General features: G+C 66.3%; 12 protein-coding genes and 3 pseudogenes. 6 read left to right on the plus strand and 9 right to left on the minus strand.

The features are described 5' to 3' along the window. Window positions 1-17: 17 nt before the first annotated feature. Both ACZ7M2_RS14755 and ACZ7M2_RS14760 read left to right on the plus strand, forming a co-directional pair. Window positions 18-254 (plus strand): annotated as a pseudogene (locus tag ACZ7M2_RS14755) (IS3 family transposase); the annotation flags it as partial. Between the two features lie 98 nt (window positions 255-352). Continuing rightward, entirely contained in the window at window positions 353-838 is a 486-nt protein-coding gene (locus ACZ7M2_RS14760) for a DDE-type integrase/transposase/recombinase (protein ID WP_471596017.1), read from the plus strand. A 54-nt stretch (window positions 839-892) separates the two neighbouring features. On the opposite strand, the gene ACZ7M2_RS14765 is transcribed toward ACZ7M2_RS14760, so the two are convergent. Continuing rightward, window positions 893-2,524: an IS4 family transposase gene (locus tag ACZ7M2_RS14765; RefSeq protein ID WP_471595549.1), complete on the minus strand. Its 1,632-nt coding sequence runs from the start codon at window positions 2,522-2,524 to the stop codon at window positions 893-895. A gap of 497 nt (window positions 2,525-3,021) precedes the next feature. Between ACZ7M2_RS14765 and ACZ7M2_RS14770 the strand changes: the two genes are divergently transcribed. Then, a complete protein-coding gene (locus ACZ7M2_RS14770; protein WP_471595550.1) occupies window positions 3,022-3,216 on the plus strand; it encodes a hypothetical protein in 195 nt (64 codons plus the stop codon). Window positions 3,217-3,415: 199 nt separating this feature from the next. Here the strand turns inward: ACZ7M2_RS14770 and ACZ7M2_RS14775 are convergent, their stop codons facing one another. Both ACZ7M2_RS14775 and ACZ7M2_RS14780 read right to left on the minus strand, forming a co-directional pair. Further along, entirely contained in the window at window positions 3,416-3,766 is a 351-nt protein-coding gene (locus ACZ7M2_RS14775; RefSeq protein WP_471595551.1) for a hypothetical protein, read from the minus strand. Window positions 3,767-4,631: 865 nt separating this feature from the next. Continuing rightward, window positions 4,632-4,790, minus strand: coding sequence for a hypothetical protein (locus tag ACZ7M2_RS14780; protein WP_471595552.1), 159 nt, complete (start codon window positions 4,788-4,790; stop codon window positions 4,632-4,634). Window positions 4,791-5,172: 382 nt separating this feature from the next. Between ACZ7M2_RS14780 and ACZ7M2_RS14785 the strand changes: the two are divergent. Beyond that, window positions 5,173-5,610: pseudogene (locus ACZ7M2_RS14785) on the plus strand (VOC family protein). Between the two features lie 49 nt (window positions 5,611-5,659). On the opposite strand, the gene ACZ7M2_RS14790 reads toward ACZ7M2_RS14785, so the two are convergent. Beyond that, entirely contained in the window at window positions 5,660-6,838 is a 1,179-nt protein-coding gene (locus tag ACZ7M2_RS14790; protein WP_471595553.1) for an IS110 family RNA-guided transposase, read from the minus strand. Window positions 6,839-7,252: 414 nt separating this feature from the next. Here ACZ7M2_RS14790 and ACZ7M2_RS14795 point away from each other — a divergent pair. Beyond that, window positions 7,253-7,574, plus strand: a pseudogene (locus ACZ7M2_RS14795) (thioredoxin family protein). Window positions 7,575-8,378: 804 nt separating this feature from the next. Here ACZ7M2_RS14795 and ACZ7M2_RS14800 read toward each other — a convergent pair. Together ACZ7M2_RS14800 and ACZ7M2_RS14805 are read right to left on the minus strand one after the other, a co-directional pair. After that, the gene (locus ACZ7M2_RS14800; RefSeq protein ID WP_471595554.1) at window positions 8,379-9,245 is read right to left on the minus strand and encodes a serine peptidase; all 867 of its coding nucleotides are present in this window, start codon (window positions 9,243-9,245) and stop codon (window positions 8,379-8,381) included. After that, window positions 9,242-9,691, minus strand: coding sequence for a hypothetical protein (locus ACZ7M2_RS14805; RefSeq protein WP_471595555.1), 450 nt, complete (start codon window positions 9,689-9,691; stop codon window positions 9,242-9,244). The genes ACZ7M2_RS14800 and ACZ7M2_RS14805 overlap by 4 nt, the downstream gene beginning before the upstream one ends. Between ACZ7M2_RS14805 and ACZ7M2_RS14810 the strand changes: the two genes are divergently transcribed. Beyond that, entirely contained in the window at window positions 9,686-11,161 is a 1,476-nt protein-coding gene (locus ACZ7M2_RS14810) for a S8 family serine peptidase (protein WP_471595556.1), read from the plus strand. The genes ACZ7M2_RS14805 and ACZ7M2_RS14810 overlap by 6 nt on opposite strands. Here the strand turns inward: ACZ7M2_RS14810 and ACZ7M2_RS14815 are convergent. The 3 genes from ACZ7M2_RS14815 to ACZ7M2_RS14825 form a co-directional block, all read right to left on the minus strand. Continuing rightward, the gene (locus ACZ7M2_RS14815; protein WP_471595557.1) at window positions 11,101-12,624 is read right to left on the minus strand and encodes an FGGY-family carbohydrate kinase; all 1,524 of its coding nucleotides are present in this window, start codon (window positions 12,622-12,624) and stop codon (window positions 11,101-11,103) included. The two genes, ACZ7M2_RS14810 and ACZ7M2_RS14815, sit on opposite strands and share 61 nt — an antisense overlap. A gap of 99 nt (window positions 12,625-12,723) precedes the next feature. Then, entirely contained in the window at window positions 12,724-13,650 is a 927-nt protein-coding gene (locus tag ACZ7M2_RS14820; protein WP_471595558.1) for a sugar phosphate isomerase/epimerase family protein, read from the minus strand. Further along, window positions 13,650-14,120 (minus strand): hypothetical protein, encoded by a 471-nt coding sequence (locus ACZ7M2_RS14825; protein WP_471595559.1) that lies wholly within the window; start codon window positions 14,118-14,120, stop codon window positions 13,650-13,652. The genes ACZ7M2_RS14820 and ACZ7M2_RS14825 overlap by 1 nt, the downstream gene beginning before the upstream one ends. Window positions 14,121-14,228 lie beyond the last annotated feature (108 nt).

The following is a 14,228-nucleotide window of genomic DNA, read 5'->3' on the forward strand; positions in this document are numbered from 1 at the left end:
GAGTGCGGTTCCACCTAGTGAGTTTCACACGTCCGGTAGCCCTGGCGGTACAGTCAGTTGTCTTCCGTAACCGACGGTGCGCCCGCCAGGCCGCCGACGACTCGCTCGCGCACGAGATCATCGTGCTGCACCTCACGTCCCGGAAGACTTATGGCGTTCCGCGCATCCATGCCGAACTGCGGCGTCTGGGACGCCAGGTGAACCGAAAGCGCGTCGCCCGTGCGATGCGCGAGCGCGACATCCGGGGCGTCACCCGGAGGAAGTACCGCTCGCTGACCCGGCCGGACAAAAAAAGCGAAGCCGGCCCCGGACCTGATCGGCCGCGATTTTCACGCCTAGCGTCCCGGAAAAGCTGGTCGGCGACATCACCTACCTGCCGACGGCCGAGGGCTGGCTCTACCTCGCCTGCTGGCTGCACCGGGCCACCCGCGAGGTCGTCGGCTATGCCATGGCCGATCACCACCGCGCCGAACTCGTCGTGGACGCCCTGGACATGGCCGACGGCCGGGGGAACCTGGAGCCGGGCTGCGTGATCCACAGCGATCGCGGCAGCGAGTACACCTCGACTCAATTCCAGGATCAAATAAGGGAGTTGGGGCTGCGGCAGAGCTGCGGGCGCACCGGATCATGTTTCGACGCCGCCGTGGGGAGTTTCTGGGCCCTGCTCAAGGAGGAGATCGGCACCCGGATCTGGCCCGACCGGGCCACCGCCCGCGCCGAGGGATTCAATTTCATCGAGACCTTCTACAACCGCCGCCGCCTACGCAAACACAAGATCTTCGGCTACCTCACCCCGGCCGAGACCAGGCAGCGGCATCAACACGCCCTCGCGGCATAACCATCGAGTGTCCAAGATCATGAGGAAACTTCCAAGGCCGGGAAGTTAACGTATTCACGCTGGTGGCAAGGGGGTTGAGGGACGTTTCGGGCTGGCGTAGGTAGCGGGCCCGGTCTTGTCGATGAGTCCATGGCCGGCCCAGCGGTCGAGCTGGCGATACATGGTGGCCAGTGTGATGTCGCCGAGATGTCGGGCGAGGTCGCGGGTGTGCCAGTGACGGTCGGGGTCGGCGTGGAGGAGGTCCAGGACGCGTTGCCGGCGGCGGTCGGCTGGCGGGGTGTGGCGGTCGTCGTGCGAGGCAGTGGGCAGATCAGGCTCGGGTTCGACGATGATGATGGCGAGTTCGGTGACCTGTCGGCTGGTGTCGGGGCGACCGTCCTCGAGGCGTTCGTTATATCGGGAGATCGGCGATTTCACCTTGCGAGTGCTCACCCGCGGCCGCCTCGGCGGGAGCAGACCGGCCAGGACACGCTGGCCTATGACGCCGACCCGACCAGGTTGCGTGGCGATGCCAGCGGCCTGGACGACCAGGTCACGAGCGGTCTGCAGGGCGATCGTGAAGCCGCACCGGTCGGGGTCGGTGCCCGGCCTCGATTCGGCGGCATCGACCATCACCGTCCGCAGCACCTGGTAGAGCGTCAGCAGAGTCCACATTTCCTGCTCAACCCCTTCGGGGTCTTGTGAGCGCAGGAGTCGGCCCTGCTGGAGGGTATGCCGCAGCGCGTAATACGCGGACTCGTGCTCCCACCGCTGATGGTAGAGCGCGACCAAGGTCTTGGCCGGGTAGCGTCGGGCATCGGTCAAGGTCGTGGCCAACTGGTAAGTGCCCGTGAACGAGGTGCCGTCGGCGCAGGTCACGGCGATCTGCGCCTCCACGATCCGGACCGGAGTGGTGCCGATGACGGACAGGTACGAGCCGTCGGCCAGGCGGACCAGGACAGGGGTGCGTCGCCTGGAACGGAGCCGACCCAGGAACTGCGCGCCAGTGTCGGCCACGGCAGCAAGGAACTTGTTGCCGTCGAAGCCCTTGTCCCACAACACCAGCATGTCCGGGCCGAGATGGTGCAGCAGCTGCCGGGCGTACGCGGTCTCACCGTCACTGGTGTGGCCGAACACGGCGCCGATCATCGCGCGGGTGCCGGTCTCGACCAGCGTCATCAGCTCCAGCATCGGATACGTACCGTGTCCCGGAACACCGAACCAGTCCCGGTTCCGGACGCTGTCGGCAAGCTTGATCGAGCTACAGCCGTCGAAGGAGACGGTCCGGTACGGCCCGAACCGCACGCCGGGCGTCGCCGGCCGCGCCAGCGTGCCGGACAGCACCTCGAACAGACGCCGCATCGTGGCGGTGCCGACCCTGCGGCGCAGGTCACGCAGCGCCTTCGCGCTAGGCATCGCCACGTCCAGCCCGCCCAGCCCGGCGGTGAGCTTGGCCCACACCAGCCGGTAACCGACCTCCGGGAACAGGCACATCGCCAGCAGGAAGTACACCCCGACCCGCGAGGGAAGATCTCGCAGGCGGCGCTGCACGCCCCGCGTCTCGACCAGTACTTCGTCGACCAGCTCGAACGGCACGAGAGGGGTCAGCTCACCCAGATGGCCCGGAGCAAAGCGGCCTCCGGCCACCGTGAACTCACGCGAGACGGTCATCAACGCGGACGGCGGGGCACAATGACGCACGGGCAACGGAGCTCCATGGCAACGGGAAGTCTTGGCGGACTACCTGCTAACAGGGCCTCCGTTGCTGGCGTTTCGCCGCCGCACACTCACACCGCGATCAGCCTTGCCACCAGCAGCAATACGTTAACTTCCCGGCCTTGAGGAAACTTCACCGCCCCTGGACAAGCAGCCGGGTCCTGCACCTGCAGCACGGGTCCTTGCCAGGGGTGTTGACAGAAATGAGCCTCGGGCGCTGCTGAGTCGGCGGTACTGCCGATAGGCCCGTCGATCTCTTCGCCGTAGGCGTGGGAGTTGGGGGTTCCTGCCCTTACCCCTCACAGCAGGGATTCCCACGTCACGGCCGTTTCCCGTTCCATGGTCAGTGTGGTCAGCAGGAACGGATGACCACTTCGCGCCAGGTGTCCCCCGGCCTCACCGACGCAGCAGAACGACGTCGGCACCCAGATTCCCGCCCTCGACAGCGCGAACACCCGTAGAAGCCGGTGCCCGCGCTGCAGTGACAATTGGAGGAGTTCGACCGGGTCGCCGAGGAGGTCCGCATCACCCGCAAGACGCTGCTGGCTCTGCCTGATCCATCCCCGCCCACGCCGCCGACCGCGAAGCTGCCGGACCATCCGGGCTACCGGCAGATCATGGCGGTGTTCGCCGCGGCCGACGCCCCGTTGCGGGCGCGGGGGAGGTTGCCCATCACCTCGTAGAGCTGCTGCGGGGTCAGCGGGGCGGTGGGGAGCAGCCCGGCGGTGTGATCACCGCAGCAAGGGCTGTAGAACGGGCAGGCAGGAGACTGCTTGGAGTCTGCAATTGTGGTGCTGCCGAAGCCGATCAGGGCGCCATCGGTTGGCTGTGGGGGCGGTGACCTTGGGCTCCGATGCGGGTGACGCCACTGGCAGCTTCGAGTTATTGCCGCAGGCGATGGTTGTCCAGGGTGATCTGCTGGATGTGGGCGGCGGCGAGCGTGAGGTGGGAGCACAGCTCTCTATTACGTCGCTTCAGTTTCGCGTTTCGGGCAACGAGTTCGTCGTAGCGGCTGGTTGAAGTACCTGCTTGCGGTGCTGGGGGCCGGGCGGCCTCGGCGATGTCCCGGCTGATATCCGGGAAGTGGCGGCGGAATGTGGTGTTGCTCAGCCCGAACTCTCGGGCCAGAGCAAGGACAGTGGGACGCTTGCCGGTCTCAGTGGCCCGCTGGCGCAATCGGGTCAGAGCCACGCGGACCCGAGCTTCGGATGGGAGGTCGACGCGGCGGGTCACGAGAGCTCCCGCGTTGTGCTGCCGAGGAAGTCTTCGCCTGCTTTGTACTTCACTGCGTGACCCTATTGAGCCCGGGAGGGCCGATGCTCCGCACTCCGAACGCGGACAAGGCCTGGAAAGGCATGACGGGGTCATTCCCGACCCCAGAGGCGTCGCCAAGGCCAGTATGCCGCCCCGAGCAAGGTGGAGAGGACGGCTTACGCCGTGCTGCTGCACGGACCGGCTGCGCGCTCAGGCGGCGCCGACGCGAGTCAGTGGCTGCTGCTGCGCGACCGCACAGCCAAGCGCCTGTAACCGACGCACCAGCAGCAGCCACACTCCATGAACGCGTCAGCCGCCCAAGACGCCGTCGAGGCAGTCCCGCACCGGCCCATACAGACCGCGCGGAACCAGCCTGCGCACCATCGCCCTGCGAGGCCCAGACGACCCCCGTGACCGCCCTGACGCTCATTGGAGCCTTTCCGTGCGCGCTCAGGTCAGCGCAGGCCGTCTGTGTCGTCGTGCTCTTCGCCGACCGATAGTCGCCGACCTGAATGGCTAGGGCCTTGCCATTGAGGCTCAGGCCTTCACGGCGGGCAGAAGCTCGGCGATTCTCCCCCGTCATCGGCCGCCGTCAGCAGCCGTACTCCTCCAAAACCGTGCGCGTGGTGCGGTCAAGAGGGCGCAACGGGTCGGTGCAGGTTTCACGGGCCGGACCAAGGCGAAGAGGGGGTCTCCCCTGCTGGGACGCACCACCAGCCGACTCCGTCCCAGGAGGCGGCCACCACCCGGAGACGGACCTCCGCGCCTTCCCACCCGCCTGCCGCGATGAGAACCGACCCGCTCCGCCGGAGCACGGCGCGCAGCCTGCGGGCCACCTGGCCGCTCACCGGCCCAGCGCCCCGACCAGCACAACCGGGACCGCTTCGAGCGTGATGGCCAGAACCTGCCCCCATCGGGGCCCGGGCTCGTCAATCCGCATGCCGCGGGCCAGCTCCAGGCCGGCGGACTCGGCGGCCAGCATGCCCAGCTGCGGCAACCCCACGGCCGCCCGACCGGCCGTGCCCTGAACGGCCGGCGCAGCGAGCGCCAGGAGAAGCGGCTTGTCCCCGCCGGCACTGGCCGCCGTCCCCCGAGCGCGAGCGGACGGCCCTGCGGCAAGCACGATGCTCAGCGGTGATCTCAAGGTCTCACCGGTGCCGTGCTCACGTCTGTCGTCTACCACCGGTGCACCCACACCAACGGTAATCGAACTTGCATGCTACTACTGCAAGCCGACTGCCTCAGACGCCACCCCGTCGTGACTGGGTGTCCCGTGTCACCGATTCCTAATGCCGTTCGTCAAGCCGCAGGGCACGCGCGAAGTGACGGGCTGGGGATTGTCAGAGGTGCCCAGTACGGTCCGTTCATCAGACTGGGGAGGGCTCATGGCGACCAAGTGGAGCTTGACGATCGACTGCGCGTACCCGGCCAAGCTGGCCGAGTTCTGGGCGCTGGCATTGGGCTATGCGGAGAAGCCCGCGCCCGCAGGGTTCGGGCGCTGGGAGGAGTGGTTCTCGCACCATGGCGTTCCGGAGGACGAGTGAGATGACGGGGCGTATCTCTCGGATCCGGACGGCGTAGGCCCCACCTTGTCCTTCTTGAAGGTGCCGGAGCCGAAGTTGGTGAAGAACCGGTTGCACCTCGACGTGCAAGTCGGTGGCGGCCGTGAAACACCGTGGGAGATCCGCTGGCCGCGCGTGGTCAAGGCGGTCGAGCGGTTGACCACGGCGGGTGCGATTGTGGTCCGCGAGGACAAGCTGCAGGGCAGGCCGGATCACGTGGTGATGGCAGACCCTGAAGGTAACGAGTTCTGCCTGGTCTGACTGAACGCGCCAGATCAACCGTCCGACGCGGAACGTGTCGCGTCGGTTTCTACGCGGCAGCCCTTGCCGGCGGAGATGGCTCGTAACACCGGCCGTCACGCAGGAGGGCCCATAGGACGTCGACCCGGCGTCGAGCGAGAGCCAGGACAGCCTGGGTGTGACGCTTTCCCTCGGCACGTTTGCGATCGTAGAACTGACGAGACTCGTCACAGTGCCGGATACTGAACAACGCCGACGTGTAGAAGACGCGTTGGAGACGGCGGTTGTAATGCTGCGGGCGCCGCAGGTTGCCGCTGATCTTGCCGGAGTCACGTGGGACGGGCGCCACGCCGCCGAAGCCTGCGAGGCGGTCCGGGGTGCCGAAGACGCTCTTGCTGCCGCCGGCGGCAGCCAGGAACTCGGCGCCGAGGATGATGCCCAGGTCCGGCATGCTGGTGATCACGTCGAAGGCGTGGTGGTCACGAAACCAGGCCTCGATGAGCTTGTCAAGGTCGGCGACCTGCTGTTTGAGGGCCATCACTTCCTTCGCGTGCGTGTGCACCAGCTGAGCAGTCAGCTTCTCTCCGGGGAGGCTGGTGTGCTGGTGCTCAGCGGCTTGGACGGCCGTTTCGGCGCGCTGGTCGACGCTGCGGACCTTGCGGTTGCGCAGCCAGTTCTCCAGCCGTTTGGTGCCGAGCCGGCGGATGGTGGCCAGCGTCTGGTAGCCGGTCAGGAGTGTGAGCGGGCCGGTGCTGGTGAGGTCCAGCGCGCGCTCCAGACCGGGGAAGATGCCGGTGAGCTGGGCGCGGAGGCGGTTGACGGTGCGGGTGCGGTCGGTGACCAGGTTCATGCGGCGACCAGTGAGGATCTTGGGGTCGGTGACGGTGTCGTCGCCGCTGCGTAAGGGGTGCAGATCGCGGCGGACGCGGACCTGGTCGGCGATGACCGCGGCGTCCCAGTCGGTCTTGCCCTCGCCGCGGTAGCTCTCGGAGGCGCGGTGGATCGCCCGGCCGGAGATGTAGCGCACCGTCTGGTCGTGGTTGAGCAGGATCACGATGGCCAGGGCGGCTCCGCCGTCGGCCAGGTCGATGCCCCAGGTCACTTCGTCGCCCATGGCGAGGCTGTCGGCGAGCAGTTCGGTCTCGTCGTTGGCGACGCGTCGGGACAGCAGCTGGCGGCCGCTCTCGTCGATCGCGACGCAGTGGTGGTGGGTCTTGCCTGCGCCGATGCCGGCCCAGATCGCGGCCAAGTTGCGCCTCCGTGCGGTGTGCTGCTGGTACCTCCCGACGGACGACCTCGCTGTCGATTCCCTACGGAGCGATCATTCGCAATTCCTAATTGACAGCCGAGTCGTCGTGGGGCGCCGGGCGGCCAATCGATGGAAGCCACAAGTGGCAGAAGTTTGAAAGCCACACCCGACGCCCCTGGGTGGGCCAACCATACGAAGGGCTCGCCCTGTCCCAGAGAAGAACGTAGGGAAGTTTGATCACGCGGCACACGTGACGTCCGTGCCGGTCATGTCCAGACACTCGATCCAGGCAACTCCGCCAGGTTGACGTGCGGCGGGGAGTCGCGCGGGGTGGTGATCGAGCAGAAAGATCACTTTTCGCCCCATAGTTCTGCGTGCAGTCGGCTCGCTGATGGGGTGTGCGCCGACGGAGGGATCGCAATCAGGGCTGTGGCCGATGCCGAATTCGAAACCAAGGTACTCAGGAGCGACAAGCCGGCACTCGCCCAGTACTGGGCCGAATGGAGTGCGCCCAGCCGCACGCTCTCCCCGATTGTGCAGGAGATCGCGGCCGAACAGGCGGACAAGTTGGTGACCGTCAAGATGAACATCGACGAGAACCCCCCTGCCCCCGGGAGAGCTCGGGGTCACCGACCTTCCCACCTTGCTCGTCTTCCAGAATGGTGAGGTGGCCAAAAAGATCGTCGGGGCCAAGTCCAAGAGCGCACTGCTCCGCGATCTGGCCGAGTTCATCTGACCCAGCCCGGTGAGCGGCCGCCGCTAGCCGAGCCGCTCGCCTCGGGGCTCGGTGGCCTCGTCAAGCCCCTAGCCAGCGCGCGAATCTTCGATGACACGTGATCAGAGTTCGGTGGCACAGGACAACATGTCCTGTGCCACCGAATCTTGAGTGTGCATCATCGAAGGTTGGCCGGCGCGGGCTCCGCGAGTCACCGCTCCCTCATCAGGAGATGCAGCAGCGTTACCGCAGCGATTCCGACCAAGAGGGCGGTGCCGAACGCGGGATGCTCAAAGGCCGCATAGACCGCGCCGGAACCGACAAGCCCAAGCAGTACCGTTCGCTGATCTGTCGGACCATTCATCGGAGTCCCCTCCCCGTGTGCGCCGCCATCGGCTTCGGCGGCCTTCATCTAGCCGGGTGATGTGCTTCCGATGGAAACAACGACTGGAATCGGGACAGATTTCCCAGCCTCCCTCTGGATTTCTCTGATCACGCAGTACCCTGCCCGGCCGCCCGCAGAGGCGGCGTGCCAATAGCGCGCATGGAGGTGCAGGCGAAACCTGAGTCGAGGAGGATCTCGATGCCCTCAGGGCATCTACAGCCACTCCATACGAGAGACCTGGGTCACTCGCACTTCGATGACGCGCAATGAACCTTCATTGGCACAGGACAGCGTGTCCCGTGCCACCGAACCTTGATTGTCCGCTGACATCCAATCCAGTCGTTTGACAGCGAACCTAATCGTGAGAGGCAAGCATGCTCCTGCATGCAGGAGCGGTGCCTGCGACGCTAGATCATTGAAGACGCAGACCAACGAGAGTCTCAGGCGATCTGGTCCGGGGTTGTCGGGTTGAGGACGAAGGGAGTAATCGCTGCAGCGGTGAGTGGGGAGGACAAATACGCTCCGAGGGTGTGGAAGTCGATACGGCCAATCGGGGTGTCGGCGTGCTGGTCAACGGGGAATCGGTCGCCGAGCCGGCGGGGAATCGCCACAAGGTCGCCTGTGTCGGCGAGGTTCACCCAGTAGCGGACCCCGGCAGGTCGGGCACCCCGATCGGCGATGGGTGCGGGCTCCAGGTGATCAAAAATCCCGCCTGGCAGGCCAAGGGGAGAGCCCAGGGTTACGAAGCAGTCCACGGTCAGTTCCGGGTGAGCATGGAGGGCCTCGTACGCGACGACGGAGCCGAGGGAGTGCGCCAGCACCACGCGGGGGCGCACCCGCCGGATCGACTCGGCCACGGCGGATCGGGCGGCAGCCCGTACCTGCGGAACGTGGAGGTAGCGGCGGACCTCGCCCGCCAGCTGGACGGCGAGCCGGATGACCGTCCCGATGGGGATGTTGCGGCGTTGGGAAACCCAGGACAGGACCTGCCGCAGCGGTGCAGTAATCAGTCCCTGCCGTTCCTGGAGGGAGGGTGAACCCAGGGCCAGTGCCCAGGCGATGACCACGGACTGTTCACGTTCGTCGATAGCAAGTACATCCGGCACGACAGCCTGCCGCTCCGCAGCGTGGGTGTGGTGAGCGTAGTACGCGACGTGCAGGGCAGGGAGTTGGTGGGCGCCCAGTCCGGCAGCCGTGAAGCCATGCTGAAGTTTGAGCCGCCACTGCCCTGCTAGTTCGGTGGCCGCTTGTTCCGGCGAGCGGCCGTTCAGGTGGTTGCCGATGCCGTGCACTGCGACGATCGTCACTGCTCTGGTCCTTCCTCCACGTGACAATGGACGGAGTACGCGGGGAATCGCCACGGGCCGCCGGTGGTCACACCGTCGACCTTGCTGATCTCGTACTCGTGTGCCTCTAGCCGCACGACCTCAAATCCGTCGGGCGTCAGTACGTCGACGAGAGCATCGTGGAGTTGTGCAGTCGTCGCGGTCATGGGGCAGGTGTAGACCAGGCCGGAGGACGGCGGCAGTCCCTTCTCCCATTCGTCGGTGGTGTGCAACTCCCACCCGTCTGCGCGGGGATCGCCGCATAGCAGTTCGCCCGGAAACCAAGCCAGGACGTGGGTGACGTGGACGGTCGGCCGCCTCGGATGGAGCGCCGGCGCCGTTGCGGAGCAGGCCCAGTCGAGGGCCGTGACATGGCCGGACTTGCTGCCTGTCAGCACGCCGTTCTCGTAGGGGGCGATCGTGTGCACTTGATCCGGTACTGGGGCCGGCGGGCCGAGGGGATCGCCGGATTCGGCATCCCATGCCTGGACCTCCGTCTCGCTGACAGCGGCATGGCGGTCACCGACCACTCCCAAGACGGCAAGCACGGCACCGACGGTGTGGCCACCCTGTGGTCCGCCACGCTCGACGCGCTCGCCGCGGGAACGGATGTGGTGGCGCACGACGACCGCATCGAGCTGATCGGTGCTCCCGACCCGGATGCCTCCCGGTTGATCGTCGTCAGCGCCGGGAACATCCGCGGGCTCATGCCGCACCAGATCCGCACCCCGCAGGGCGATCTGGACTACATGACGATGTGTGACCTGTCGAGGATCGAAGAGCCCGCGCAGGCACACAACGTCCTCACCGTCGGAGCGTTCACCGAACTCACCGGCGTGCCCGAGGACTCTTCGTTCTCGGGATTCCGGCCGCTCGCGGCCTCTGGCCGGCTTTCCCCGTTCAGCCGGACCTCCGTCGCCCTGACCGGAACGCCCCTGGTCAAACCCGACATCGTGATGGAGGGCGGCAATCTGCTGGTCGACCCCGGAGAAACTCTCCTGACCCCGCACGACGTGGTCAGCGTGACCACCACCGGCAAGGACTTCTTCCGGCAGGTCAGCTCGGCGAACGCGACCAGCTCCGCCACCGCCCAGGCCGCGTACCTTGCCGCTCTCGCCCACGCCGCATACCCCCATCTGACCCCGGAAGCCGTACGCGGGCTCTTGGTGCACGAGGCACGCTGGACACCCGCGATGACAGGCGCAGGTCTGCACACGAGTACCGGCCGCCCGCGGCTGGCGAAGAAGGACCTGATGAAGCAGGTCATCCGCCGTTACGGATGGGGCGTACCGAGCGCCGAACGGGTGCTGTCCAGCGCCGCCAACGCCGTCACTCTGATCGTGCAGAGCCAGCTGGTCCCGTTCCGCAAGGAACCCGGCGTCGGCGTGCGCCTGGCCGAGCTCCACCTGCACGAGCTCCCCTGGCCGCTGGAGCAGCTGCGCGACCTGGGCCCCGCCACCGTCGCACTGCGGGTGACCCTGTCCTACTTCGTCGAACCGAACCCCGGGCGCCGCGGAATGCAGGGCAAGTACAGCTACGCATCACACAAGCTGCGCTTCGCCATCAGGGCACCCGGCGAGTCCGTGGACGGCTTCCAGCGGCGCATCACCGCGCAGGCGGAAGCCGAATCCGACACCCCGCCAAGGCCTTCGAAGCGGACGAGAAATGGCTGGTCGGCAGGAACGGCCGGAGATCGGCTGGTAGTCCGCCACCACACCATCGCCCCCGCTCAAACGGGCAGGGTGCCCCAGGCCGAGGGCGACGCTCGCGCAGCACGCTCAGCACAGTCCGGCCAGGTGACCTTGCCACCGGCGCAACCGCCTCCTCGACGAGGTCGTCAGATCACAGCCGACTGGAATGCGGTGAGCGCGTGCATTGTGTCGGCGGTTGCAACGTAGAGCTGCCGGTAGAGGCCATACAGCTCGTCGTAGACCGGAGCTGTTTCGCGATGGGGAGTAACCACACGCGCGACGGGGTTCCACGATCGTGCAGAAGTCGCCGTGTCGGGCGCTGCTGCCTTCGCGGCAAGGAGAGCTGACCCGTAGCTGGCGCCGACGGTGATGCGGGGGACCAGCTGTTCGACGCCTGAGATATCAGAGACAAGCTGCAGCCACAGATCTGATTGGGTGCCGCCCCCCACTGCGACCACGCGGCGGATGTCGACGCCCGCCTCGCGCATCGTCTCGATGTTGTGACGGACGGCGTAAGCAGTTGCCTCAAGACCGGCACGGTAGAGGTCACCACGGTGGTGATCGAGTGTGAGACCGGCGATAACACCACGAGCGTGCGGGTCCATGATCGGTGTGCGTTCACCCGAGAAGTAGGGAAGCATGATCAGGCCGCGCGCACCAGGTCCGGATTCGGCGGCCTGAGCAGTGAGTTCGCGGTGGCTTCCGTGCAGGAGTTCGGTCATCCACTCGGTCAGGGCGCCAGAGGTTCCCAGTCCGCCGGCGAGACAGTGAGTGCCTGCCTCGACACCTGCGGTGGTCCACATCGAGGCAGAGCGAGGCACAGTGGTGCGGCTGGTGGCGGTCAGGAACATGGTGGTGCCGTACATGATCATCAGATCGCCATCACTGCACGCATCGACGCTGACGCCCTCCGACCATGCGTCGATGGTGCCGGCGATCACTGGAATGCCTGCAGGAAGGCCGGTTGCTGCAGCTGCCTGTTCTGTGACGGTCCCGCCGATGTCGCTTGCCCAGGCCAGTGAAGGGCGCAGCACATCCGGAGCGTAGTGATCCCACCACTCCGGAATCCACTCGTTCATCTCGATGTCGTAGAACGGGGTGCACTGACTCGCGGACTGATGGTCCAGGACGTAATTGCCCGTCAGGTTCCAGAGCAGCCACGACGCAGGCATGAAGATGCGCACGGCGCTGGACCGGACCTCCTCGTTGCCGAGAGCCCATGCGATCTTCGGACCTGCCGACTGTGAGGACAGCGACGACCCGCAGCGCCGCACGATCTCCTCATGGCCGAGCTGCTCCGTCATCAACCCCGCGGTAGCAACCGCGCGCGTGTCAATGCCGTACAGAATCGCCGGATGCAAGGGCCGACTCGTCCTGTCGGCCATCATCACGCATGGTCCCATGCCGCTGATACCGATCCCGATGATGTCCGCATCGATGCCTCTGACGGCTTCGAGCAGTTCGCGGGCGAGATCGATGAACTCCTCCCACCAGACCGTTGCGTCCATTTCGACCCAGCCTGGCTGGGGGCGTGCGACAGCGTGAGCGCGGTTGGCTTGCGCGACGATGCGGCCGTCTGCGACGTCGACGAGAATGGCTTTGCTGCTGGATGTTCCCACGTCCATACCGAGCACCATGCGGGTGGAGTTCTGCGACCGTTCCGATGTCATGTACTGATGCGTCTCTCCGTTGGGTGCCCGGTACTGGACTTGCGTGTGCTCTGGGGCCGATGGGGCAGCAGACGGCCCTTTGGCCCCAGGAAACCCTTACTACCCGCTACGACGAGCCTCGGCCGGCTGCGCGCCGACAGGGGTGGTCAGCAGCCTACGCAGAAGGGCGAGGCTCTTTACGGTTTCCTCGATGGGGTCACGCTCAGGGTGCAGATCGGGGATCCACCCCTCGTACTCGATGCAGAACAGGTGGTCGCTCCCAGCGTTGCGCACGGCCGCGAACATCTCGTCCAAGGGGAAGTTCGGGTCCGTTCCATGCTCATCGAGCTCAAGAATCTTGGCATGGATGAACGGCGCGTACGGCAGACACTCGGCGAAGCTCGCAACGTCGAGGGGCACTGCCAGCTCACGCGTCGGGTTCTCCGGGTAGCGCAGCGGCGGCATGCCCGCTCTCGGCCTGCGCCAAGCCTCGAAGTCCGGAGTGACGGTCAGCCACGGCGATCCGAAGGACCGTACAAGATCGAGAGTGCCCATCGGCGAGTTGAACGTCGCCGGTGCTCGCGGAGCCTCGAACGCCACCCGCACACGATGACGCTCGGCCAGGTCGGCAAGCCTCGGATAGAGACGCAGAAGACCTTCACGCGCCTCCTTGTCCGTAACGCCCGGCGCGGGGTTGCCGTTCTGAATGGTGAGGAAGTCCGCACCGAAGTACTCGCAGATCGCGAAGTACTCCTCGATCGAGCCGATCATGACGTCGATGTCGTTGTCGGCCATGGCCAGCCCGGCGAGCAGGTCCACCCAGAACCAGCACGACGACACCGTGAGGCCGTTCGCGGCCGCGGCATCGCGGATCATCCGGAGCCTGACCAGGTCGGGGTGCGGACTCAGACCCATCCACACATCTCCGACGTCGATGGAGTCGAACCCGATCGACGCCGCGGTCTCGACCATCTGCGGCAGCGTCATCCGCTCACTGAGCAGCAGACCCTCGAACGACCAGGGGTTGAGCGATATGCGGGCCGTCATCATGCCGCCTTTCGACCGGTCGTTGCGGGCAGAGTCGTAGCCAGTGAGGCTTCCAATCGCCCCTGGGAGGTGGGGTAGCGACCGTCTCGGTCAATGAGCGGTGTGCTCGTCACGAGCGGCAGTTCGAAGTCGCACCTCACGTGGTGTCGCAGGGCGCGTGCGAGCTGCGCACTACGCGCCTCGACCCGAAGCGGCTCAAGCGGTTGCCACCAGATCTCGGAGATGGTGGCGATGTCAACGCAGGCCAGTCGCTGGCCGCGGAGCACGAGAGTGGTCGCGTGCGGATCGATCGGAATCCCATCCACCTCGATCTTGAGGGATCGGAACCAACCCAGCGGGCGGCCTGCATGAAAGAAGCGGTTCACGATCGTGAACTCGACGCCGTCGACTTCTTCCGTCTCGGGCGGCGCGAGCTCGACAAGCTCTCTGAGCATGTCGGTACTGACCCAGTGAGCTGAGCCGATCGGCATTCGAGTTCCCTTCCTCGGAGTCGTGCACCCCCACAAGGCACCGTTCATGGTGCGCAAGGTGATCCCCCCGCCAACGGGCGACTCTCTTCGCGAGCCTCCACGAGGAGG

The sequence above is a fragment of the Streptomyces sp. NPDC111507 genome, from assembly GCF_055638955.1.

Coding starts and splice junctions, on each gene's coding strand:
- ACZ7M2_RS14825 (WP_471595559.1), bottom strand. CDS start 14,120: ATGCCGATCGGCTCAGCTCACTGGGTCAGTACCGACATGCTCAGAGAG.
- ACZ7M2_RS14815 (WP_471595557.1), bottom strand. CDS start 12,624: ATGACATCGGAACGGTCGCAGAACTCCACCCGCATGGTGCTCGGTATG.
- ACZ7M2_RS14820 (WP_471595558.1), bottom strand. CDS start 13,650: ATGACGGCCCGCATATCGCTCAACCCCTGGTCGTTCGAGGGTCTGCTG.